The sequence below is a fragment of the Acidiphilium sp. 34-64-41 genome, from assembly GCF_002282635.1.
Classification (GTDB): domain Bacteria; phylum Pseudomonadota; class Alphaproteobacteria; order Acetobacterales; family Acetobacteraceae; genus Acidiphilium; species Acidiphilium rubrum.
In genome coordinates, this window is record NZ_NCJX01000080.1 from 12845 (window position 1) to 35076 (window position 22232).

General features: G+C 64.4%; 18 protein-coding genes and 1 pseudogene. 12 read left to right on the forward strand and 7 right to left on the reverse strand.

Annotated features, from left to right (window positions below; genetic code table 11):
* Positions 1-41: 41 nt before the first annotated feature.
* From parE to B7X49_RS14500, 3 genes and pseudogenes are all read right to left on the reverse strand, one after another.
* Positions 42-2003, reverse strand: a complete 1962-nt coding sequence (gene parE / locus B7X49_RS14490) for a DNA topoisomerase IV subunit B (protein ID WP_286703906.1) — start codon at positions 2001-2003, stop codon at positions 42-44.
* A 60-nt stretch (positions 2004-2063) separates the two neighbouring features.
* Positions 2064-2699 carry a d(CMP) kinase gene (locus B7X49_RS14495; protein ID WP_286703905.1) on the reverse strand — a complete coding sequence of 212 codons (636 nt, stop codon included), beginning with the start codon at positions 2697-2699 and terminating at the stop codon, positions 2064-2066.
* Positions 2696-3954, reverse strand: a pseudogene (locus B7X49_RS14500) (3-phosphoshikimate 1-carboxyvinyltransferase). Before B7X49_RS14500 ends, B7X49_RS14495 begins: the two are co-directional and overlap by 4 nt.
* A 44-nt stretch (positions 3955-3998) precedes the next feature.
* Between B7X49_RS14500 and B7X49_RS14505 the strand changes: the two are divergent.
* From B7X49_RS14505 to B7X49_RS14555, 11 genes are all read left to right on the forward strand, one after another.
* Positions 3999-4385 (forward strand): FYDLN acid domain-containing protein, encoded by a 387-nt coding sequence (locus B7X49_RS14505; RefSeq protein WP_408735569.1) that lies wholly within the window; start codon positions 3999-4001, stop codon positions 4383-4385.
* A gap of 550 nt (positions 4386-4935) precedes the next feature.
* Positions 4936-6165 (forward strand): CaiB/BaiF CoA-transferase family protein, encoded by a 1230-nt coding sequence (locus B7X49_RS14510; RefSeq protein WP_286703903.1) that lies wholly within the window; start codon positions 4936-4938, stop codon positions 6163-6165.
* 12 nt (positions 6166-6177) lie between these two features.
* Positions 6178-7020: an alpha/beta fold hydrolase gene (locus tag B7X49_RS14515; protein ID WP_286703902.1), complete on the forward strand. Its 843-nt coding sequence runs from the start codon at positions 6178-6180 to the stop codon at positions 7018-7020.
* On the forward strand, positions 7017-7868 hold the full coding sequence (locus B7X49_RS14520; protein WP_035227794.1) for a YihY/virulence factor BrkB family protein: 852 nt from the start codon (positions 7017-7019) through the stop codon (positions 7866-7868). Before B7X49_RS14515 ends, B7X49_RS14520 begins: the two co-directional genes overlap by 4 nt.
* 203 nt (positions 7869-8071) lie before the next feature.
* Positions 8072-10378: a ribonuclease R gene (gene rnr, locus B7X49_RS14525; protein ID WP_286703901.1), complete on the forward strand. Its 2307-nt coding sequence runs from the start codon at positions 8072-8074 to the stop codon at positions 10376-10378.
* The gene (locus tag B7X49_RS14530; RefSeq protein ID WP_286703900.1) at positions 10375-11949 is read left to right on the forward strand and encodes a S41 family peptidase; all 1575 of its coding nucleotides are present in this window, start codon (positions 10375-10377) and stop codon (positions 11947-11949) included. The genes rnr and B7X49_RS14530 overlap by 4 nt, the downstream gene beginning before the upstream one ends.
* Positions 11950-11994: 45 nt before the next feature.
* Positions 11995-12162: a 50S ribosomal protein L33 gene (rpmG, locus tag B7X49_RS14535; RefSeq protein WP_029310534.1), complete on the forward strand. Its 168-nt coding sequence runs from the start codon at positions 11995-11997 to the stop codon at positions 12160-12162.
* 34 nt (positions 12163-12196) lie between these two features.
* Complete coding sequence (locus tag B7X49_RS14540) at positions 12197-13270, forward strand: putative zinc-binding metallopeptidase (RefSeq protein WP_286703899.1); 1074 nt, start codon at positions 12197-12199, stop codon at positions 13268-13270.
* A gap of 190 nt (positions 13271-13460) precedes the next feature.
* Complete coding sequence (locus B7X49_RS14545; protein ID WP_029310532.1) at positions 13461-13658, forward strand: DUF3311 domain-containing protein; 198 nt, start codon at positions 13461-13463, stop codon at positions 13656-13658.
* The gene (locus tag B7X49_RS14550; RefSeq protein WP_286839926.1) at positions 13655-15109 is read left to right on the forward strand and encodes a sodium:solute symporter; all 1455 of its coding nucleotides are present in this window, start codon (positions 13655-13657) and stop codon (positions 15107-15109) included. Before B7X49_RS14545 ends, B7X49_RS14550 begins: the two co-directional genes overlap by 4 nt.
* Before the next feature lie 63 nt (positions 15110-15172).
* Positions 15173-15868 (forward strand): YoaK family protein, encoded by a 696-nt coding sequence (locus B7X49_RS14555; RefSeq protein WP_286703897.1) that lies wholly within the window; start codon positions 15173-15175, stop codon positions 15866-15868.
* 43 nt (positions 15869-15911) lie between these two features.
* Here the strand turns inward: B7X49_RS14555 and B7X49_RS14560 are convergent, their stop codons facing one another.
* Both B7X49_RS14560 and asnB read right to left on the reverse strand, forming a co-directional pair.
* Positions 15912-17441 carry an oligosaccharide flippase family protein gene (locus B7X49_RS14560; RefSeq protein ID WP_286703896.1) on the reverse strand — a complete coding sequence of 510 codons (1530 nt, stop codon included), beginning with the start codon at positions 17439-17441 and terminating at the stop codon, positions 15912-15914.
* 4 nt (positions 17442-17445) lie between these two features.
* Complete coding sequence (asnB, locus tag B7X49_RS14565) at positions 17446-19377, reverse strand: asparagine synthase (glutamine-hydrolyzing) (protein ID WP_286703895.1); 1932 nt, start codon at positions 19375-19377, stop codon at positions 17446-17448.
* Positions 19378-19642: 265 nt separating this feature from the next.
* On the opposite strand from asnB, the gene B7X49_RS14570 reads away from it, so the two are divergent.
* Positions 19643-19900, forward strand: a complete 258-nt coding sequence (locus B7X49_RS14570; protein WP_217696437.1) for a hypothetical protein — start codon at positions 19643-19645, stop codon at positions 19898-19900.
* Here the strand turns inward: B7X49_RS14570 and B7X49_RS14575 are convergent.
* Positions 19897-20997: a glycosyltransferase family 4 protein gene (locus tag B7X49_RS14575; RefSeq protein ID WP_286703894.1), complete on the reverse strand. Its 1101-nt coding sequence runs from the start codon at positions 20995-20997 to the stop codon at positions 19897-19899. The genes B7X49_RS14570 and B7X49_RS14575 overlap by 4 nt on opposite strands.
* Positions 20994-22106 (reverse strand): glycosyltransferase family 4 protein, encoded by a 1113-nt coding sequence (locus B7X49_RS14580; RefSeq protein WP_286703893.1) that lies wholly within the window; start codon positions 22104-22106, stop codon positions 20994-20996. The genes B7X49_RS14575 and B7X49_RS14580 overlap by 4 nt, the downstream gene beginning before the upstream one ends.
* Positions 22107-22232 lie beyond the last annotated feature (126 nt).

Below are 22232 nucleotides of genomic sequence, written 5' to 3' on the forward strand. Positions count from 1 at the left end.
TTTCGGCTGACGCAAACGCGTCAACCTCAAGCGATCTGGCTCTAAACATCCAACTCCCCTGCCCCCGCCGCCCGATCCTGAATGAATCGGAACCGTAACTCCGGCTTGCGTCCCATCAGGCTCTCGACCATCTCCGCAGTCTCCGCCCGCGCCTCCGGCAGCGTCATTACGCGCAGAAGCACCCGCCGCTTCGGGTCCATGGTGGTCTCTTTCAGCATCGCCGGCGGCATTTCGCCGAGGCCCTTGAAGCGGCTGATCTCGACCTTCGCGCTGCCCTTGAATGCGGTTTTCATCAACCGGTCCCGCTCCGCATCGTCCATCGCGTAGACCGATTTGCTGCCCTGGGTCAGGCGGAACAAGGGCGGTTGCGCCAGAAACACATGCCCGGCGCGGATCAACTCCGGCAGTTCGCGGTAAAAGAACGTCATCAACAGCGAAGCGATATGCGCGCCATCGACATCGGCATCCGTCATGATGATAATGCGGCCGTAGCGCAGCTGGTCGAGCCGGAACCGATCGCCCACGCCACAACCCAGCGCCTCGATCAGGTCTTTCAACTCCTGATTCTGCCGCAGTTTTTCGGTCGAAGCCGAAGCGACGTTCAGAATCTTGCCCCGCAGCGGCAGCACCGCCTGGGTCTCCCGGTTGCGCGCCTGCTTGGCGGAGCCGCCGGCGGAATCGCCTTCGACCAGGAAAATCTCGGTATACTCGCGCGATTCCCGCGTGCAATCGGTCAGTTTGCCCGGCAGACGCAACCGCCTGGTCGCCGATTTTCGCGGCGTGTCCTTTGCCTCGCGGCGCCGGATGCGCTCTTCGGCGCGTTCGATCACATAGGCCAGCAGATTGTCAGCACTCGCGGGATCGCCGGCAAGGAAATGTTCGAACCGGTCGCGCAGCGCGGCTTCGGTGACCTTCTGGGCTTCCGGCGAGGTGAGTTTTTCCTTGGTCTGGCCTTGAAACTGCGGATCGCGGATGAACAGCGAAAGCTTGGCCGACAAAGTGCCCGTGACATCCTCGCCGGTGATGACGCTTGTGCGCTTGTTGCCCCGCTGCTCGCCGAAGCCACGCAAACCCTTCAACAGCGCCGCGCGAAACCCCGCCTCATGCGTGCCGCCCTGCGGCGTCGGGATCGTGTTGCAATAGGTGTCGAGCGCGGCATCGCCGTTATCCAGCCAGGCGCACGCCCATTCGATCCGCCCGGCCGCATCCGGCAGGTCCGCCAAGCCGGCCCAGACGGGCACGACCAGTTTTGACGTGCTGCCAAGTTCCTCAGCCAGCGAATCGGCCAGCCCGCCGGGAAAATGCAGCTCGGCCTGGGCCGGGATGTCGCTGCCTGGCGGGATCAGCGCCGGGTCGCACGACCAGCGGATGCGCACGCCGCGGAACAGATAGGCCTTCGAGCGGCATAACCGGTACAGCCGCGTAGCACTCAGCCGCAGCGTGCCGAAAATTTCAGGATCGGGGGTGAAGCGGATCAGCGTACCGCGCCGGTTCGGCATCGGGCCGGCATTGATCAGCGGCGTCAGCGGCTTGCCCCGCGCATAATCCTGCTTCCACAGCACGCGATCGCGCACAACCTCGACTTCCAGCCGCTCGGACAATGCATTGACCACCGAACTGCCGACGCCGTGCAACCCGCCTGATGTCGCGTAGGCCTTGCCGGAGAATTTGGCGCCCGAGTGCAGCGTCGTGAGAATGACTTCGAGCGCCGATTTGTCCTTGAATTTCGGATGCGGATCGATCGGGTAGCCACGCCCGTTGTCGCGCACGCTCAGCCAGTTGCCGGCAGCGAGACTCATTTCGATCATCGAGGCATGCCCCGCGACCGCCTCGTCCATCGCGTTGTCGAGCAGTTCGGCGGCGAGGTGATGCAACGCGCCCTCGTCGGTGCCGCCGATATACATGCCGGGCCGCCGGCGGACCGGTTCCAGACCTTCCAGAACCTCGATATCCTTGGCGGTATACGCCGCCGAAGCGGCGGATTGGTCGAACAGATCAGTCACGTGCCGGCCTCGATTCGTTGGATTGCGAAACCCTTCTGCCACAGAAGCCCAAACAACGGGTTATACTTTCGCCAGCGCCTGGTTGACCCATGCCGCGGCAGCGGCGAAGGCGTGGTCGGCGTCGAGCGCGCTGGTATCGAGCACATGGGCATCATCCGCCGGGCGCAAGGGCGCGGCGGTGCGCGTGCGGTCCGCCTCGTCACGGGCGGCGAGGTCGGCGCGCACCTCATCGAGCGTCGCGGTATGGCCCTGTATTTGGCGTTCGGCGAACCGGCGTTGGGCCCGCACGTCGAGCGAGGCGGTGATGAACAGTTTTACCGCGGCCTGCGGGAACACGATGGTGCCGATATCGCGCCCATCGAGCACGGCGCCGGAACTCGCGGCGAAATTGCGCTGAAAATCGAGCAGGGCGGCGCGCACGGCGGCGATCGAGGCGACCGCACTCGCCGCCAGATCAACCTCGGGCGTGCGCAGATCATCGCGCCCGAGATCGAGTCGGCCGAGCCCGCGCGCCTGAGCCGTGGCAATGGCGGGATCGGTTGGATTGCCGCCGTGGTCGAGCACGCGGCGGGCGACCACGCGGTAGAGCAGGCCGGTATCGAGATAGGGCAGGTTGAAGGCTGCCGCCAGGCGCCGGGCCAGCGTGCCCTTGCCAGACGCCGCCGGACCATCGATGGCGATGACAATCGGTTTCATGCGGCCTCCACTTCAGCCTCGATCGAGGCGCCCAAGCTTTGCATCAAACCCATGAACCCGGGGAAACTGGTGTCGATGAAGCGCGCATCGTCGATCATCACAGGCGCATCAGCCGCCATGCCCAGCACCAGCGCGCTCATCGCGAGCCGATGGTCCATCTGCGTCAGCACGGTGCCGCCGCCCAGCCGGTTAGCACCGCCGGAGATGATCATGTCATCGCCCTCGACCTCTACATGCGCGCCGTTGACCCGCAACATCGCAAGCGTTGCCGCCAGACGGTCGCTTTCCTTGACCCGCAGTTCGCCGAGTCCGCGCAGCCGTGATGGGCCGCGCGCCAGGGCGCCAGATCGCCGACCGGCTCACCACCGGCCTCGCGCTTGTTGGTGATGGTGATATCAGCACCCATTTCAAGCAACGTGGTGAACAGGCCGGTCCGCAACGGGTTCAGGCCGACGCCTGCGATCGTGATGCGCGAGCCCGGCACCAGCAGCGCGGCCACGATCGGGAACGCCGCGGAGGACGGATCGCCCGGTACGATGATATCGGCGGCAATCAGTTCGGGCTGGCCCTGCAGGCGGATCAGCTTGCCCGCGCCGTGCGGCACCACGCTGACCACGGCCCCGAAATGACGCAGCATGTTTTCGGAATGATCACGCGTCGGTTCCGGTTCTTCGACCTCGGTAATGCCGCGCGCGTTCAACCCGGCGAGCAACAGGGCCGATTTCACCTGGGCGGAAGCGACCGGCAGGCGATAGCTCAACGGCCGTGCATCGGCGGCACCGGTTACGGCGAGCGGCAGGCGGCCGCCCTCGCGCGCGGCGAATACCGCACCGCAGGCCGCCAGCGGGTCGATCACGCGGCGCATCGGCCGGCGGCGCAGCGAGGCATCGCCGGTCATCACCGCGAACATGTCATGGCTGGCCAGAACGCCGCAGAGCAGCCGCGCGGCGGTACCGGAATTGCCCATGTCGAGCACGTCATCCGGGCTGTGCAACCCGCCGATGCCGGTACCAGCGACGAGCCAAGCGCCGTCCGAGTCGCGGCGCACGGCGGCGCCGAGGGCACGCATGGCGGCAGCGGTGCGCAGCACGTCCTCGCCTTCCAACAGGCCGGTGATGCGGGTTTCACCGATCGCGAGACCAGCGAACATCAGCGCGCGATGGGAGATCGATTTATCGCCCGGCACGGTGATTGAACCGCTCAGCGGCGTGGCCGGTCGATGGGAACGGTGGGCGTGCGGGGTTTCGGAGCTCATGGCGCGGCGCTTAGCATGATGTGGCGCGTTTGACATAGCGGGCGATGGGTGGCATGGCGCGCGCCCTGAAGCGACCATTTCCTTATTTGTACGAGGGGCTCATGCCGAAGCCGGAACTTGGCGACAAACATACCTGCGTCTCTTGTGGCGCACGGTTTTTCGATCTGGGCAAATCGCCGGCCGTCTGCCCGAAATGCGGCACCGAGCAGCCGATCGAGCAGCCGAAGCTCAAGCGTAACGCGCCGATCCCCGATGATGTCAAAAAATCGCCGAAAGCCGCGCTGGTGCCGGGCGACGACGTTGAAGTTGATGCCGTCGACGATGGCGCCGACGAGGACATACTGGAGGATGCGGACGATCTGGAAGACGATGCGGATGCGATCGAGACCGACATCGAGGTCGAGCGCGACGCCGATGAAAATGAACGCTGAACCGCAACGGAAACTTATTTTCGTCAGTGATCCGTTTTGTTAACCGAAACGTAACTTCGGCGTGGTGAGTTGGGGTCAGCCAAAAAGGCTGGTCTGTCAAAGGAAAAACCCACGATGTCCGATTACGCGACGGCGAAAATCGCCGACCACTATACCCCGATCGTCAGCCCTCTGATCCTGACCGATCGGCTTATATCACTCGCCCAGGACGCCGAACGAGCCGGCTTGCCCATTGTGGCAAGCCGGCTCGTTCGCTTGGCGCTCCGGACATGCGCGCCTTTGCCACGGCACCGTCTACGCGGCTGAAAATGCCGCTGCCGAGGGGCTGGGACGGGGACTGAGGCAAGGGAAGCACTGTTGTTTGACCGGGCGGCTTGGTCGTATTTATCGGCCGGTACCAGAGCAACCAACTTTTTTCGCTGACTTCTATCGAAAAATAATGTGCTTCTCTTGCGCTCGCCCCGCCTGCGCTGCCGTCTGATCACCAAGCCGTTTTGACCTCGAACGAGGCGGTCCGCTATGCCGACACTCCCATTGTCGGAGGTCGTCCATGTCACACGCCAATTCCACCCAGACGCCGCAGCCCTCGGGGCCGCTGGCCGGGCTGACAATCTTCGATCTGACCCGCGTACTGGCCGGGCCGACCTGTGTGCAGATGCTGGCCGATTTAGGCGCTTCGGTCATCAAGATCGAAAAACCCGGCAGCGGTGACGATACCAGGGGGTTTGTGCCGCCGGCGATGCCGGGCACCGATCAGAGCGCCTATTTCGCGGGGGCCAACCGCAACAAGCGATCGGTCACCATCGATATCGCCAAACCTTCTGGCCAGAAGCTGGCGCATGATCTGATCGCGCAATGCGACATTCTGGTCGAAAACTTCAAGGTCGGTACGCTGGCCCGCTACGGGCTTGGCTACGAGCAACTCGGCAAGCTGCATCCCGGGTTGATCTATTGCTCGATCACCGGCTTTGGCCAGACCGGACCCTATGCGGAACGGCCGGGCTATGACAGCCTGATCCAGGCGATGGGCGGGGTGATGTCCCTGACCGGGGAGCCCGATGGGCAGCCTATGAAGGTGGGCGTGCCGGTGGCGGACCTGTTTGCCGGGCTTTATGGTGCCATCGGCGTGCTCGCCGCCTTGCGCCACCGGGAAGCGACCGGTCTGGGCCAGCAGGTCGATATCGGCATGCTCGATACGAACGTGGCGTGGCTCGCCAACCAGGGGATGAACTATCTGGCCTCCGGCCAGAACCCGCCGCGCCTGGGCAATCAGCACCCGAACATCGTGCCCTATCAGGTCTTCGCGACGGCCGATGGCCATATCGTGCTGTCGATCGGCAACGATGCGACCTTTGCGCGCTTCTGCCAGCGATTTGGCCTCGAGCATCTGCTGGTCGATCCCAAATTCGTGACCAACGCGGCGCGCGTGGCCAATCGCGCGTTTGTGACCGAAACCCTGGCCAATGTGCTGGCGGCCCACGGTTCGGCCTGGTGGCTCGCCGAACTGGAGGCGATCAAAGTCGGCTGCGGCCCGATCAACACGCTCGAACAGGTGTTCGCCGACCCGCACGTCATTGCGCGCGGCAATCTGATCGAGATCGCCGGGAAGGACGGCAATCCGGTGAAACTGGTCGCAAATCCGGTCCGTTTATCCGCAACACCGGTGGATTATCGGTTACCGCCCCCCATGTTGGGTGAGCATACCGATGAGGTTTTGACTGATATGCTTGGACTCGATGCATCCGAACGCGCGGCACTGCGCCGCGATCAGATCATTTAACGCTTCGCGCACATGGCACGGCAAGCGGCAATTCCTTACCTTCTGGGCGCTGATTTTCACCGCCTGGCGTTTGTCGAATTCGGCAATCCGGCAGCACCCGCGGTTATGTGTGTGCATGGATTGACGCGGAACGGGCGGGATTTCGATATCCTGGCCGAGGCGCTGGCTAATGATTACCACGTGATCTGCCCCGATCTGCCAGGCCGCGGCCGGTCGGACTGGCTCGCCGATTCGAGCCTGTATCAGCCACCGAGTTATGTCGTGGCGCTGGCGCATCTGCTCGCGTATTTAAACAAGCCGGTCGCCTGGGTTGGCACCTCGCTCGGCGGTATTTGCGGCATGATGGTCGCCGCCGCGCCCCATACCCCGATCACGCGGCTGGTCCTGAACGATATCGGTCCGTTGATCCCGGCGGCAGCGCTGGCGCGGATCCGCGATTACATGACCAAGGCACCTGATACCTTTGCCGATATCGGCGCGCTCGAGGCGCATCTGCGGCTCGTTCACGCGCCGTTTGGCCGGCTGAGCGATGCGCAATGGCGCCATTTAGCGCGCTATTCGGCGCGTCCGGTCGCGGGTGGCGGATTTGCGCTGCACTACGATCCCGCGATCGCCGATCCGATCCGCGCCTCGATCCCGATGGATGCCGACCTGTCCGGGATCTGGCAGGCGATCCGTGTGCCGGTGATGGCGATCAGGGGCGAGGATAGCGATCTGCTCACCGAAGCGACCTTTGCTACCATGGCCACCGCCGGTGCGACGACACTGACCGTGACGCAGGCGGGCCACGCGCCCGCCTTGATGGACACACCGACGATCGATGCGATCCGGGATTTTCTGGCGGGGGGCGCTTGAGCCCGCGAGTGGATGTGACCTTGTGGTGGAGTGGCCTGAAGACCGCCGTGGTCTCGCTGCTGAGCGGCGAGATGTCGCTGGTGGCGGCCGGATGCGCGTTCTATGCGACGCTCGCGCTGTTTCCCGCGATCACGACGTTGATTTCGCTGTACGGGCTGGCGTTCAACCCGATTACGGTCGAGCCGCAACTGCTATATTTGAAGCATCTGATGCCGCCGGCGGCATTTCAGCTGATTGCGGGGCGGATCCAGCAGCTGGTGTCCGGCGGCAAGACCAGCTTGGGCATCGGGCTCGCCATTTCCTTGGTGTTTACCCTGTATTCCACCGCCTCCGGCACCAAGGCGCTGATCTATGCGCTGAACGTGATCCACAAGCGCGAAGAATCGCGCGGCATCATCCGGTTTCAGCTGGTGACACTCGGGATGACGCTGGTTGCGATTATCGGCGCGGTCATCGCGATCGGTGTGCTGGTGGGCTTGCCGCTGCTGTTCACGTTTTTCGGCTTGGGCAAGGAATCCGCTATTCTTGCCATCGTGATCGGGTTTTTGCTGATGATGGCGTTCATGGCCGTCGCCCTCGGGCTGCTGTATCGCTATGGCCCGGCGTTTCGGCGTGACCTCGGCCATACCGTGATCCCGGGCGTCGCCGTCGCGATTCTGCTGTGGCTGATCCTGTCCTACGGGTTTGCCGTCTATGTCGGTCAGTTTGCCGCCTATAGCCACACCTACGGCCCCTTGGCCACGATCATCGGCCTGATGATGTGGTTTTATCTAACGGCCTATACGCTGCTGCTGGGCGCGCTGTTCAACGCTTCGCTCGACCGGCTGATTGTGGCAAGAACACCATAGTCGGAAAACTTGCTGTGTGGTGCCCGGCGAAACGCTGCATCAGCGTTGTCGGCGTGCCACATTGGCGGTATGCGGAACCGATTGAACAGATCAGCTGACGCGTCGGGCGACACTGTGAACCAAGTCCAGAGGCCCTGGTTTCTGGACGGCCCGATCGTCATGCCATCCGTCGATCGGAACCCCAACCAAGGCACGCCGTCGGCATGACACGAAAACCCGCAAAGCCCGGACCCGGCAAGCCTGAGCCAGGCTTGCCCAGCGCTGCCGTGCTGCGCCAGTTTTTGAGCGAGGCGGGCACCCGGCTCGGCAAGAGCGATATCGCCCGCGCCTTCGGCCTGACGCCGGAGCAGAAGCCGGCGTTGCGCGGGTTGCTGCGCGAGCTCGAGCGTGATGGCGCGCTGGTGCGCGCGGGCGGTAAGCAGGTGCGCGAGGCCGAAGTACTGCCCGAACGCTGCGTCGTCGAAATCACCGGCACCGACCGCGATGGCGATCCGCTGGCGCGGCCGGTCGGCTGGGACCAGAAGGGGCGGCCGCCGATCATTTTCATGCAGCCCGAACAGCGCGGCCAACCAGCACTCGCACCCGGCGCGCGCGTGCTGGCGCGGCTGCGGCGGATCGACGGTGATCGGTACGAGGGGCGCACGCTGAAGCGGCTCGATGACGAACCGGCGACGATTATCGGCGTGTTCCGCGCGGCGAAGTCCAACGAGACGCTGGGCGGCTGGATCGAGCCAGTCGAGCGCAAAAGCCGCTCGGAATGGATGGTGCCGGTGGGTGAGACCAACGGCGCGGCCGGCGGCGATGTGGTGCGCGCGACCCCCCTGCCCGCCTTCGGCCATGGCGCCAAGCCGGCTCGGATCATCGAGCATCTCGGCAAGATGGGCGATGCGCGCTCGATCAGCCTGATCGCGATCGCCTCGCTCGGCATTCCGGTCGATTTCCCGCAGGCCGCGCTCGACGAGGCCGAGGCGGCACGGGCAACCCGCCTCGGCAAGCGGACCGATCTGCGGCGCGTGCCGCTGATCACGATCGATGGGGCCGATGCGCGCGATTTCGACGATGCGGTGTTCGCCGAGCCCGCTGGTTCGGGGTTTCGCCTGATCGTCGCGATTGCCGATGTCGCGCATTATGTCCGGCCGGGCAAAGCGCTCGACCGCGAGGCGCGGGTGCGCGGTAATTCCGTGTATTTCCCCGACCGCGTGGTGCCGATGCTGCCGGAGGCGCTGTCGAACGGCTGGTGCAGCCTGCGGCCGAACGAGGATCGCGGGTGCCTGTTCGTCGAAATGACGATCGATGCCGAGGGGCGTAAACAGTCGCACCGGTTCGGCCGCGGCCTGATGCGCAGCTTCGCGCGCATGACCTATGAGGCGGTACAGGCGGCGCATGATGCGGAATCGGGCGCCGATCTGCCCGAGGCCACGCTCGATCACCTGTATGCCGCCTACCGGGCGTTGATCGCGGCGCGTCAGGCGCGTGGCACGCTCGATCTGGATTTGCCGGAACGCCAGATCACCCTGACCGAGGACGGCAAGGTCGCGAGCGTGGTGCCGCGCGCCCGGCTGGACAGCCACCGCTTGATCGAGGAGTTCATGATCCTCGCCAATGTCTCTGCGGCGGAGGAGCTGGAGCGGCTGCGCCAGCCCTGCATGTACCGGATCCACGCGCCGCCCTCGCCCGAAAAACTCGATGCGCTGCGCTCGCTGCTGGCGACGTTCGATATTTCACTCAAGCAGAGCGACCAGCTGATCCCGCGCGATCTGGACCATATCCTCAAGCTGGTCGCCGGGACCGATGCCGCACCGCTGGTCAATGAAACCGTGCTGCGCAGCCAGTCGCAGGCGGAATATTCGCCAGAAAATATCGGGCATTTCGGCCTCGCGCTGAAATCCTACGCACATTTCACCTCGCCGATCCGCCGGTATGCGGATTTGCTGGTGCATCGCGCGCTGATCGCCGGGTTGAAACTCGGCACCGACGGGCTGAGCATCGAGGCGGGTGGCGAGTTTCCCGCGATTGCCCAGGGCATCACGATCACGGAACGCCGCGCGACCGATGCCGAGCGGCAATCGACCGACCGATATCTGGCGGCCTATCTGGCCGAGCGAATCGGCGAGGATTTCGCCGCACGGATCGCCGGCGTGACGCGGTTTGGCCTGTTCGTGACGCTGAACGAGACCGGCGCTTCGGGTTTCATCCCGATGGCGCTGCTGGCGGATGATTTCTGGCATTTCGACGAGGCGAGCAGCACGCTGTCGGGCAAGCGCAGCCGGGTGGTATTTCATTTGTCCGATCCGGTGATGGTCCGCCTGCGCGAGGCCAAGCCGGTGACCGGCGGGTTGCTGTTTTCGATGATCGAGGGCGGCCGGCCGCGCGGCGACCGGCCCGAAGGCGGACGGTTTTCCGGCAAGGGCGATCGAGCACCAGGGCGCGAGGGCGGCAACAACCCCCGCCGCAAGGGAAGCAAATCGCCCGGCCGCGCGCCGAAATCAGGCAAGCGCAAGCAGCGATGAGCCGCCGCCCGGCACGATCGTTCTGGCGGGCAATCACGTTGCTCTGCGTCGTGCTGCCGTTGTGCGGCGCGTATGCGGCGGCACCGGCGTTCGATCAGGCGCGCGCGGGCGCCGTGTGGGGTGCGGCCCTCGCGTTCATCGCGCCGCGCACGCTGGAACCGCTGAGCATTCCGCAAATGGCGGTCTGGGGATTGTCGGGTATCACGGCGCTCGATCCGGACCTGACGGTGCAGGAACAAGCGGGCAAATTGCTGCTCTATGGGCCGAACCGGGTGCTGTTTGCCGCCGCGGCACCGCCGCCCACCGACGCCGCCGCCTGGGGCGATGCCTGTGCCGCTGTGGCGGCGCATGCGTTCACCGCCTCGCCCGCGCTCGCGCGGGCCGGCACCGAGGGCGTGATCCGCAGTTTTTTCGACGAGTTGTTCAATCATTTCGATCCGTATTCGCGCTACGAAGCGCCGCGCGAGGCGGATGAAGACCGGGCGATGCGGCTTGGTCATGCCGGGCTCGGGCTGACGCTGGGGCGCGAGGGCAGCGCGATCCTGATCGCGCGGGTTGCCCCCTCCGGCCCGGCCGACCAGGCGGGGATGGCGCCTGGCATGGCGGTTCTCGCGATCGATGGCACGGCGACGGCGGGGCAGCATCTTGCGGCACTGCAGGAGAGTCTGGCCGGCCGGCTGGGCTCGACGATCAGGATTACCGTGCGCCCGCCCAAGAGCCTGCCCCAGACCATCAGCCTGACGCGCGGCCTGGTGCCGACGCAGAGCGTGTTCGGCGCGATGGACAATGGGATCGGGGTGATCCGGGTGATCGGCTTCGATCACGATACCGGTGAGCAGTTCGCCGGGGCCTTGGGGGCGCTGGTTTCGGCAACACCGGAGCCCAAAGGCATCGTGATCGATCTGCGCGGCAATCGTGGCGGGGTGTTGCGGCAATCGGCGCTCAGCGTCGACACGTTGCTGGGCCATGGCACGATCATCCGCACGATCGGGCGCGATCCGGCGGCGGATAAATTGTTTCATGCCGAGGGTGCGGATATCGCGCATGGTCTGCCGGTGATTATTCTTGTCGATGGGGCCACGGCGAGCGCGGCCGAGGTGTTTTCAGCGGCGCTCGCCGATAATGATCGCGCCGTGGTGGTCGGCAGCGCGACGCTGGGCAAAGGGTTGGTACAGAGCCTGACCACCTTGCCGGGCGGCGGCGAATTATATGTGACGTGGAGCCGGATGATCGCCCCCCGTGGCTGGCCGCTCCAGGGCCTGGGGGTATTTCCGCAGGTCTGCGTCAGCCTGGGCACCAATGTGCTGGACCAGCAGATCGCCGCGCTCAAGTCGGGCGATAACATGCTGGCGAAACCGCTGGCCGAGACGCGCGCCGCCCGGGCGCCGATGCCGCTGGCCGAAGTGCTGGCGTTGCGAGATTCCTGCCCCGCGACGGTGGGTGCCAATGGCTATTTCGCGGCAGCGACCGCCTTGATCGACGATCCAGCCGCGTATCATGCCGCCCTGATCCGGCCGTTGCTGGCGGCATCGGGCAATCCACCACCCAGCCCTTCCGCCAATGGCACTTGACCGGGACGGTCAGCTCCCTCATATCCCCCGCATCGGAGAACACTCATGGCCAAATCAAGCACTGTCCAGATCAAACTGATTTCCACCGCCGACACCGGCTTTTTCTATGTGACTCGCAAGAACGCGAAGGCACAGACGGGTAAGCTCGAGTTCCGGAAATACGACCCGGTGGTGCGCAAGCACGTCGCATTCAAGGAAGCCAAGATCAAGTAATCTTGGCGAAACCGCCCCGTTGGGGGCGTGCGTCATGCGATTATTTCTTTGCCAATTCTGCGGTGCCCGGCTTTACTTCGAAAATCGGTACTGTGAGTCCTGTAACCACTGGCTCGGCTATCTGTCTGATACAGATACGCTGAGTGCATTGGTGTGTCTGGATGATGAGGGGGGCTCGGCCGGTTTGTGGCAACCGATGGCGGCACCTGATCGGCGCGTTCGGTTCTGCGCGAATGCGTTGTATGACGCGTGCAACTGGGTGGTACCGGCCGAGTTGGGCAATGGCGCGGTGTTGTGCGAGGCATGCCGGTTCAACCGGATTGTGCCCGACCTCGATGACACGACCAACCTGGCGCGGTTCCGCCGGATCGAGTTGGCGGAGCATTGGCTGATCTACACGCTGCGACGGCTTGGCTTGCCGATTCCCGACCGCCTTGAAGATCCGGCCCATGGGCTGGAGTTTCATTTCCTCGCGCCCGTCCCCGGCAAGCCGAAGCCGTTGACCGGCCACGACGAAGGCGTGATCGTCCTGAATATCGAGGAGGCGGAAGACGCGATCCGCGAGCGCAACCGGGCCGCGATGGGCGAACCCTACCGGACCCTGTTGGGACATTTCCGGCACGAGATCGGCCATTTCTACTGGGACATCCTGGTGCGTGACGGTGACAAACTCGCCGAATGCCGTGCCTTGTTCGGCGATGAGCGGCAGGATTATGCCGAAGCGCTGAAGCGCCATTACGCCGAAGGGGCACCGCCCGGGTGGCAGGACCATTATATCAGTGCCTACGCCACGGCCCATCCGTGGGAAGATTTCGCAGAGACCTGGGCACAGTATCTCCACATCGTCGATACGATCGAAACCGCAACCGCCTTCGGCTTGCGGGTAAAGCCACCCGGTGAGGCCGGCGGCACCGCACCGCTGGCTGCCGATTTCGACCCGTATCGCGCGAAATCCATCGAGGAGATGGTCGCGATGTGGCTGCCGCTGACGTTTGCCATGAACAGCCTGGCGCGCAGTATGGGGCATGGCGACCTCTATCCATTCATCCTGTCGCCCGCGGTGATCGAAAAACTCGGGTTCATCAACGATCTCGTCCGCCAACGCTGAAGACGCCTGTCTGGTGGTGCAACTCTCCTGGTCCCGATCGGGATTGTGGCGAGCGCGTGCGGGGCCACGCCTGACCCGTTGTTAAAACGCAAATCTGGCCATCTGCCCCTCCACCTCCGCTTGTCAGCAACCCCGTCTCGGCACACAGTGTTGCAAAGAAGCGCTGGGCACACATAACAAGGGGGCAATTATGAAACCATTTCAATGGCTTGCTGTCGTTCCATGCATTCTGATGCTGGCAGGGCCGGTTGTTCACAACCACGTCCACCCGCTCATTCTGGGTATGCCGTTCCCGCTCGGATGGATCTCCGTCTGGATCGTGCTGCTCGCGATCATCATGGGCATCGTCTACGCCATCGATCCCGCTAATCGGGGAGATGCGCGATGACGATCGCCCTGATCCTGCTCGGCCTCACGGCTGTGTTTGCGCTGTTGCTCGGTATCGGCGCGCGGAGCGGCCATACCATGGGGCTCGAAGAATGGACCGTCGGCAATCGTGGTTTCGGCTTCGTTCTGGTATTTCTGCTGCTGGCCGGCGAAATCTACACTACCTTCACCTTCCTCGGCGCTTCGGGCTTCGCCTACGGCCAGGGCGCGCCGGCCTATTACATTCTGGCCTATGGCACGATCGCCTATGTGCTCGGCTATTTCATGCTGCCGAAGGTCTGGAATTACGCCAAGCAGCATCATCTAGTCTCTCAGCCCGATTTTTTTGCGCATAAATACGACAGTCCGGCACTGGGCATCATCGTCGCTTTGGTCGATATCGTCGCTCTGATTCCCTACTTGGTGCTGCAACTCACCGGCCTTGGTATCATCGTCGTCGCTGCCGGTTATGGCGGGATTTCCAACACGGTGGCCGTTCTAATCGGTGCTGTCGTGGTCACCATCTATGTGATCAGCTCCGGAGTGCGCGGCTCGGCGTGGACCGCGGTGGCGAAGGATATCATGATCCTGTCGGTCGTGCTGTTCCTTGGTATCTATCTGCCCATTCATCTCTACGGCGGCGTCGGCGCGATGTTTACGGAAATCGCCAAGGCCAAGCCCGGCTTCCTCACCTTCGCGCCCAAGGGGCAATCGGTCTGGTGGTTCGTCTCGACGGTGCTGCTCACCGCACTCGGCTTCTTCATGTGGCCGCATTCGCTGGCCAGCTGCTACACCGCGCGCGAGGCCAAGGTGTTCCGCAAGAACGCGATGGTGTTGCCGATTTATCAGCTGATCCTGTTGTTCGTCTATTTCGTCGGCTTCGCTGCGGTGCTGAAACTCCCGGCGCTCAAGGCCAGCAATCTCGCGCTGTTCAAGCTGGTGGTGGCGACCTTGCCGCCCTGGGCGGTCGGCATCGTCGGCGCCGCCGGCGTGCTCACCGCCCTCGTCCCCGGGTCGATGATCACGATGACCGCGGCGACCCTGACCGCGCGCAATCTTTACGGTGCCTATAACAAGAACGCGACCGATGATCAGATCGTGTTTCTGGCAAAATGTCTGGTGCCGGTGGTGATGGCGATTGCGGTGTTCTTTACGCTGACCGGCAACTCGACCATCGTGACGCTCCTGCTGGTCGGCTACAGTTTCGTGACACAGATGTTCCCGGCCCTGGTGGCCAGCCTGTTTCCCAACTCCGGCGCGACCCGGCAGGGGGCGATGGCTGGGATTGTGGTCGGTGTCGGCGTTGCGGCATGGCTCACGTTCAGCCATGCCTCGGTCGGCAGCCTGATGCCGTTTCTGCCGCAGGCGATCAAGGATTTGAACGTCGGCATCATCGCGTTGATCGCCAATATCGTGGTGCTTGCCGTGGTCAGTGCCGCAACGCGACGGAGTGCGCTGTTGGCGGCGGAATAAGACGACCCATCCGCGATCGGCGGTGCTGTCCATTCGGCGGGCAATGTGGAATAGACCCGCCGTATGGACCATGCCAACACCCCAACCCTGACGCCAGCGGACCGTATCATCGGTGCGCTGGCGTTTGCCGCCGGCAGCGCCGATGTGTTCGCCTTCCTCAAACTGCACGACGTGTTTACCTCGGCGATGACCGGGAACACGGCGCTGCTGGGTCTGGCTCTCGGCCGGGGGCATCTGCTCGATGCCGCGCGATCGCTGGCAGCGCTCGCGGGCTTTGCGATCGGCAGCGGTGCCGCGACGTTGCTGCATGACAAGACAGCATCACCCGCCATACAGGTTCATCGGTTGCTGCTGGTTGAATCCGTCTGTCTGATCGGCGTCGCGGTGCTGTGGGCGGTGCTGCCGCATCCGGTGTATCATGCGCCGTTATTCGTGCTGATCCTGTTGGCGGCGGGTGCCATGGGTGTTCAAAGCGTGGCGGCGCGCGCGATCGATCTGCCGGGGATTCCGACGGTGGTGTTCACCACCACTTTGACGATGATCATGATGGGCGTGATCCGCGCGCTTCGCCCGGGAACGCCAAGCGGGGGGCTCAAGCCGATCACCTGGCGTCAGATCGGCGCGATGTCGTTATATCTGGTGGGGGCAGCCACGTCGGCCGCTTTGACGAATTGGTGGCCGGCGGTGATTGCGCTGCCACCGATGATCGCGGTGCTGCTTGCATTGCAGACCGCGCGGCTGGTTCGGTCGCGTGCCTGAACATTTGCCGAAAGTGGTTGCATCGAACGCGGAGCCAGTTCGTTCAGCGCTTTAACAGGCGGCGCACCGATAGCAGCAGGTCGGCTTCAGCCCCGTCGGGGCGGCCGCTAATCAGCCAAAGACTGACCACTGTCAGCCCGTAACTCGCGATCCCCAGGGCGATGGCACCCGCCATGTGGGTAGCCAGTATCAGGTTACGTCCCGCCCAGGTGCCCCAGCCGAGATGCGCCGTCAGCAGCACGGCCGTCATCACGCCGGCACCGATCAGCGTGCGCCACACCCGCGCGAAAATGGCGGCGATGCCAACATGCAGGCGCTGTGTCATCACCATGAAATAGACTGCCTGGGCGACGACATCGACGATCGAGACCGCGACCGCCGCGCCGATCAGCCCGTAGCGTGGCACCAGTGCGAGCAGCAGGCCGACGCGCAGGATGGTAAGCCCGATATCGAGCTTCAGGCTGGCCTTGAGCCATGCCTGTACCGCAAACAGGGTGGTTGCGATCGAGCCGAAGATCGTCACGGTCGTGGCAATCCCGAAAATCTCCAGGATCGGCACCGCGCCGAGCCATTTTGCGCCGAAGCCGAGCTTGATGATCGGGTAGGCGATCAGCGACAGGCCGAAACCGGCCGGCACCGTGATCAACGCCATCAGTCCTAGCAGGCGCAGCATCATCACGGCACCGTTGTCGCCGCCCTGCCGCGCCTCGGAAAAGCCGGCGAAAGCGGCGCGGCAGAGCGGGCCGATCAGTTCCGAACTCGGCAGGCCGGAAATTTCCGCACCCACGCCGTAGATCCCGACATCCGCAGTACCGGAAACCCGCCCAATCACGATGTTGCTGGTGGCACTCTGCACGACGCCGACCAGATTGAGCAGCCAGATCATGCTGGAATAGCCCGAGATCCGCCGCCATCCGGACAGGGTGAACTGCGGCCGGTAGGGATGGATCCAGTAGCTGATCGCCACGGTCGCGACCTGATTGATCAGGATCGCGAACACCAATGCCCAGTAATTGCGCAGCCAGAAGGCGAGCGCGATGCCGGAAATCACCGAAATGATCCGCGGCACCAGCTTGTATTGAAACTCCTTGTCGAACGCGATGAATCGGATGAAATCGACCACACCGATGTTTTCGAGCGCGCTGACACAACTGCCGATCGCAACAACGTAGAGCACGTCGACCATGTCCGGATTGTGGAAAAACCCGGCGATCGGGACGGCGAATGCGGCAATGATGATGCCGGTGGCGAAGCCGCGGATCGCGTTGATGGTGAAGCCGGTGTCGTATAATTCGCGATCGGGGCGCTCGTTGCGGATGATCGCGCCCTGGATGCCCACTTCGGACAATTGGGCAAGGCTGAACATCAAATTCATCGAGAGTGCGACGATGCCGAATGCCGAGGGGGCGAGCAGGCGCACCAGGATCAGGGTGCTCATCAGCCCAAGAATGCGGTTGATGAACCGCCAGCCGACGATCCAACCGGCGCCGCGCGCGGTGCGCGAAAGGACGGAGCCCTCACGGGCGAGGCTTTTCAGCCCGGCATCGGCCGGGAGATCGATCGGATCGGCCATGTGCTCAGGCGATCAGGACTGGGGTGGCGGCGGGCATGGCGGCGCCAGCGTGGCGGGCGAGAAACCCTTCCAGCACCAGCAGGTGCCAGAGTTTCCAGCCGTGATCGTGCTGCCCCGATTCGTGCTGGTCGATCATGCGGCCGATCGCCGCACCGTCGAACCAGCCGGTATCGAGCATCGCGGCGCCGAGCAACGTGCCGCGCAGGCGCGGCGCGGCGCGGCGTAACTCGGCGGAAATCGGCGCGACGAACCCCTGTTTCGGCCGATCGAGCACGGCGCGCGGCAGCAGCGGCGCGACGGCTGCGCGCAGGACCGATTTGCCCTGCCCGGCGCGTAGCTTCAGGGCCGGCGGCAGGCCCATGCCCCAGGCGAGCAGCGCGGGATCGAGCAGCGGCGAGCGAACTTCGACGCCGCTGCGCATGCTGGTGCGATCAACCTTGACCAGGATATCGCCAGGCAGATAGGTCGCGAGATCGACCATCTGGGCGGCGCGCAAGGGATCGGCGTCGGTATCGAGGGCGGCGACAATGCCGGCGGCGGGGTCGTGGCCATCGAGCAGGGATCGCAACGCGGGCGACATCAGGCCGCGCCGCTCGGTATCCTGTAGTTTGCAAAGGGTTCGGTAATAGCCATGGGCGGAATCGAGGCTGATTTCGGTGAGGGTGGTTTTCGCGCGCAGCCAGGCGGGCGCGCGGTCGAGCTTGGGATAGGCGGCGGCGATCGGGGCGAGCAAGGCGCGGCGGGCGCGATCGGGCAGCAGCCGGCGGGCCTGATCGGCGATGGCATGCCAGCGATAGCGGCGGTAGCCGCCGAACACCTCATCGCCACCGTCGCCGGACAACGCGACCTTGACGCCGGTGCGTGCCAGCCTGGCGACGGCGAGGCTGGGGACCGAGGAATGATCGCCGAACGGTTCGCCGAACACCTCGGCCTGGTGGCGGGCAGCGTCGATCACGTCGGTCGGTGCAACCACTTCTGACGTATGGAGCGCCCCGCAATGCTCTGCCATGGCGGCGGCGGTGGCGCGTTCATCGGTGGTACCGGGAAAGCCGATGGTGAAGCTTTGCAAGGGCGATCTGGCGTGGCGCGCGGCCAGGGCGACGATGGCGCTGGAATCGACGCCGCCCGAGAGAAACGCGCCGAGCGGCACATCCGCAATCATGCGGGCGGCGACAGCCTTGTCGAGCCTTGTGCGCAAATCGGCGGCGGCCTCTTCGAGGCTCGCTGGCGGGGTGGTGGGTTCCGGCAGGGTCCAGTAGCGGCGGGGCGGCGGCAGCGGTGCGCCGGCCTCGATCAGCATGAAATGCGCGGGCGGTAGTTTGCGGATGCGCTGATAGATCGAGGCCGGGTCCGGGACATAGCCGAACGCCAGATAATCTTCGAGGGCGGCGGGATCGAGCCGTTCGGTCAGGCCGGGAACCGGCGTCAGGGCAGCGAGTTCGGAGCCGAAAGCCAAATTGCCATCGGGGGCGGTGCCGTAATAAAGTGGTTTTTTGCCCAGCCGGTCGCGGGCGAGCAGGAGGGTTGCCTGCTGGCGGTCCCACAGCGCGAAGGCAAAGAAGCCGTCCAGCCGGTCCAGCACGGCGAGGCCCCAGCTTTCCCAGCCGTGAATGATCACCTCGGTGTCGCAATGCGTCGCGAAGACATGGCCGAGGCCGAGCAACTCGTCGCGCAGCGACTGGAAATTATAGATCTCGCCGTTGAAGGCGATGGTGACCGTTCCGTCCTCGTTCGCCATCGGCTGGTGGCCGGCGGCGAGATCGATGATGGCGAGGCGGCGAAACCCGAGGCCGATCCCAGGTTCGGTATGAAATCCCTCGTCGTCGGGACCGCGATGGGCGATTGCCGCAGTCATGCGATGCAGTAGCGCGGTGTCGATGTCACGCGCGTCGCACCGCGCGGTCCGCGGGGCGAATAATCCGGTAAAACCACACATCTACTCAAATCTCCCGATACGTCCGACCGGGACGCGAAATTGACCGGCGCAACCTCACCTACCGATACGCGAACAACGACGGCTGCGGCCGGTCCATTTCCTTTTCTTCTGGACAATTAACCTTGTGTTAACAGCTTTTTAATATGAATGATCAAGACGAAGTTCAAAAATGGTGCGATAGTCATTTTTTGGGAATCAGTTCATGGGTTTCGGCGCTGTCTATCGTTCGAAGGGAGTGCTCATCTATCGTTCCTTGTCGCACATCATGACGAAGCGCCCCAACAGTGCGGGTGGCTTCGACGGACCGGCCGGCCGGCGTGGCTGGGGCTTTGGTCTGCGCAGGCGGACCGTGCTGGTGCGGCCGGACCGGCGCAACTGGGATCAGACCGATGATCAGGTGCAGCCTGGTCTCGGGGCGGGGGATCATGAGCGGCTCAGTCTGCGCATGGCGATTCCGATCATGATCGCACTGGCTTTGATTTGCTGGTGGGCGATCATTGAACTTGGAATGCGGATTTTTTAGGCTGCGTTTGGCGCTGCGCCCGATCCGTCCGGTACCATCAGGGCCTGCCAGCGCGCTGCCATAACGCTGAAATCGAAATGCTGTTCGGCGTGGCGACGGTTCGCAAGACCGATCGAGGTCTGTCGTGCCGGGTCCGCGAGTAATTCACCCATAGCATCGGCCATCGCCTGATCATCGCGCGCGGTCAGGAAATCGAGGTTCTCCGGTGCGACCATGCGGGCGATATCGCCGACGCGCGTGGTGACGACGGGCAGGCCCGACGCCATGGCCTCCATCACCGACAGGGGCATCTGCTCGGTATCCGAACTCAATGCGAAGATGGTGAACTCGCGATATACCGGGGCAGGCTCGGCCAGCGCGCCGAGAAAGCGGACCGGGAGGGACAGGTCGTTTGCCAGGGCTTCGAGGGCGGCGCGATCCGGCCCGTCACCCAGCAGGACCAGATCGAACGCGTGGTGAGGCCGCGCGATTGCGGCGGCGCGGAGCAGGCGGGCCAGATTTTTCTCCGGCCGCAAGGCGGCGACGCAGCCGATCACCGGCGGCCCGTTGCGCGGCGCGGCGGCCGGGGTAAATTTGGCAAGATCGATGCCGTTGGGAATGTAGTGCAGGGCGCGGGGCGGCAGGCGCCAGATGGTGGTCGCGGTGTCCAGCAAGGTCTGCGAGGGGACGATCGTTGTGCTGGATCGGAGGATCAGCCGGCGCGTCCATACCCGGCGCGGCAGTTGGCGGTCGCGCTCGTCACGGCCGAAGCCATCCTCGGTGTGGATGTGGCGGATGCGCGGGCCCAGCCGGTTGGCGATCGCCCATTCGATCGCGCCCCAGTTGCTGGTCATCAGGAGATCCGGCTGGTGGGTGCGCATGGCTGCGGCGATCGTGAGCAGGCGCTGCGGCAGCGGTTGGCGCATGGAAGGTGCTGCTGGAAATGCTACATCCAGCGCCGGGTCGAGCCGATCGCGGCAGGTAGTGTCGTGATCAAGCGCGATGATTGTGTGCGCGAAGCGTGCGCCGAAATGATTGGCGAGTGCAGCCATGCGCATCTGTGCGCCACCGGCGGCGAAGCTCGGGAAGACATGCAGAATGCGCTGCTTGCGGCTCATGACGGCAGCGATGCGATGACCCGGCGCGCGTTGCCGGCCCAGGTGTAGTCGCGGGTGATCACCTCGGCGCGCGCGGCCTGGCCGAGGCGGGCGCGCAGGACGGGATCGGCGGCGAGGCGGGCGATACAGGCCCAGAGCGCGACCCAGTTTTCCGGCTCGAACAGCAGGGCGGTTTCGCCATCGACCAGAATCTCGCGCAGATTGGGTTGATCCGGCGCCACGATGGCGCAGCCGGCGGCCATGTATTCGAACAGTTTGAGCGGCGAGGCGTAGTCGACCGCGCGGGGTTGCAGGGCGATGTCGATACCGGCAAGGAAGCCGGGCACCGCATCGCGCGCGACCAGGCCGGCGAAGCTGACGTGATCGGCGAGGCCGGCCGATGCGACCATGGATTCGAGGATGGGCCGGGCGGGACCTTCGCCGGCAATGACGAAATCGAATTTGTCCGGACTTTCGGCCAGCGCGGTGATTACCGGTTCGATACCGTGCCAGGGGCGGACGAAACCGATGAAGCCGAGCACCGCGCGGCGATCGGTGGTTGGGGGGCGGGGCGCGAAACGGTCGAGATTGATGCCGTTGGGCGTGATGACGAGGTTGGCGGGATCGACGCCGACCGCGGTGACGCGCGCGCCGAGCACCTTGGTGACGGCGAACACGCGGGTGGCGGCGCGCCAGACCGCGCGCTCCGCCAAACGGGCGAGACCGTGCAGTTTCAGCCCGCCATGGGCGATGCGCTCCTCGGCGAGCGGTGAATTGACCTCGACCAGGAAAGGGATTTTGCGCTCGCGGGCGAGCCACATCCCGGCGAGGTAGAACAGATTGTAGCGCTCGTAGATGAAATCGGGGTTAAAACCGGCGGCCGCCTGGCGCAGCCGCCACCAGGCGGGGATATTGTAGGCGAGTTCGGCCAGTTCGCCGATTGCGCCGGGCAGGGCGGCGCGCAGCCTGGCGACCCAGGTGGTTTCGGCGCCGAAGCCGGTCGATTCGTAAAATGAGGGGCCGACCACCAGAACCTCATGGCCGGCGGCACGGAATGCCGCGACGAGGTCTTCGACATGGACGGACTGGCCATCGCGCGACTGGATCCGGTGGCTGTAGAGAATACGCATGCAGAATGGGTCCTGGTTCGGCGGAAAGGGTAGGGAAGTACTGCTTTTTTGGAAAAAAGCAGCAAAAAACTTTTGTTAATCTGGGGCACGGGCGTTGGCACCGGCACAGCCCTAAAGGACCAAAAG

What these genes read in the sequence shown, in the direction of transcription:
- B7X49_RS14570 (WP_217696437.1), top strand. Translation starts at nt 19,643, where the DNA reads ATGACGAAGCGCCCCAACAGTGCGGGTGGCTTCGACGGACCGGCCGGC.
- B7X49_RS14550 (WP_286839926.1), top strand. Translation starts at nt 13,655, where the DNA reads ATGACGATCGCCCTGATCCTGCTCGGCCTCACGGCTGTGTTTGCGCTG.
- B7X49_RS14540 (WP_286703899.1), top strand. Translation starts at nt 12,197, where the DNA reads ATGCGATTATTTCTTTGCCAATTCTGCGGTGCCCGGCTTTACTTCGAA.
- B7X49_RS14545 (WP_029310532.1), top strand. Translation starts at nt 13,461, where the DNA reads ATGAAACCATTTCAATGGCTTGCTGTCGTTCCATGCATTCTGATGCTG.
- rnr (WP_286703901.1), top strand. Translation starts at nt 8,072, where the DNA reads ATGACACGAAAACCCGCAAAGCCCGGACCCGGCAAGCCTGAGCCAGGC.
- B7X49_RS14575 (WP_286703894.1), bottom strand. Translation starts at nt 20,997, where the DNA reads ATGAGCCGCAAGCAGCGCATTCTGCATGTCTTCCCGAGCTTCGCCGCC.
- B7X49_RS14560 (WP_286703896.1), bottom strand. Translation starts at nt 17,441, where the DNA reads ATGGCCGATCCGATCGATCTCCCGGCCGATGCCGGGCTGAAAAGCCTC.
- B7X49_RS14530 (WP_286703900.1), top strand. Translation starts at nt 10,375, where the DNA reads ATGAGCCGCCGCCCGGCACGATCGTTCTGGCGGGCAATCACGTTGCTC.
- B7X49_RS14515 (WP_286703902.1), top strand. Translation starts at nt 6,178, where the DNA reads ATGGCACGGCAAGCGGCAATTCCTTACCTTCTGGGCGCTGATTTTCAC.
- rpmG (WP_029310534.1), top strand. Translation starts at nt 11,995, where the DNA reads ATGGCCAAATCAAGCACTGTCCAGATCAAACTGATTTCCACCGCCGAC.
- B7X49_RS14510 (WP_286703903.1), top strand. Translation starts at nt 4,936, where the DNA reads ATGTCACACGCCAATTCCACCCAGACGCCGCAGCCCTCGGGGCCGCTG.
- asnB (WP_286703895.1), bottom strand. Translation starts at nt 19,377, where the DNA reads ATGTGTGGTTTTACCGGATTATTCGCCCCGCGGACCGCGCGGTGCGAC.
- B7X49_RS14580 (WP_286703893.1), bottom strand. Translation starts at nt 22,106, where the DNA reads ATGCGTATTCTCTACAGCCACCGGATCCAGTCGCGCGATGGCCAGTCC.
- B7X49_RS14555 (WP_286703897.1), top strand. Translation starts at nt 15,173, where the DNA reads ATGGACCATGCCAACACCCCAACCCTGACGCCAGCGGACCGTATCATC.
- B7X49_RS14495 (WP_286703905.1), bottom strand. Translation starts at nt 2,699, where the DNA reads ATGAAACCGATTGTCATCGCCATCGATGGTCCGGCGGCGTCTGGCAAG.
- B7X49_RS14505 (WP_408735569.1), top strand. Translation starts at nt 3,999, where the DNA reads ATGGGTGGCATGGCGCGCGCCCTGAAGCGACCATTTCCTTATTTGTAC.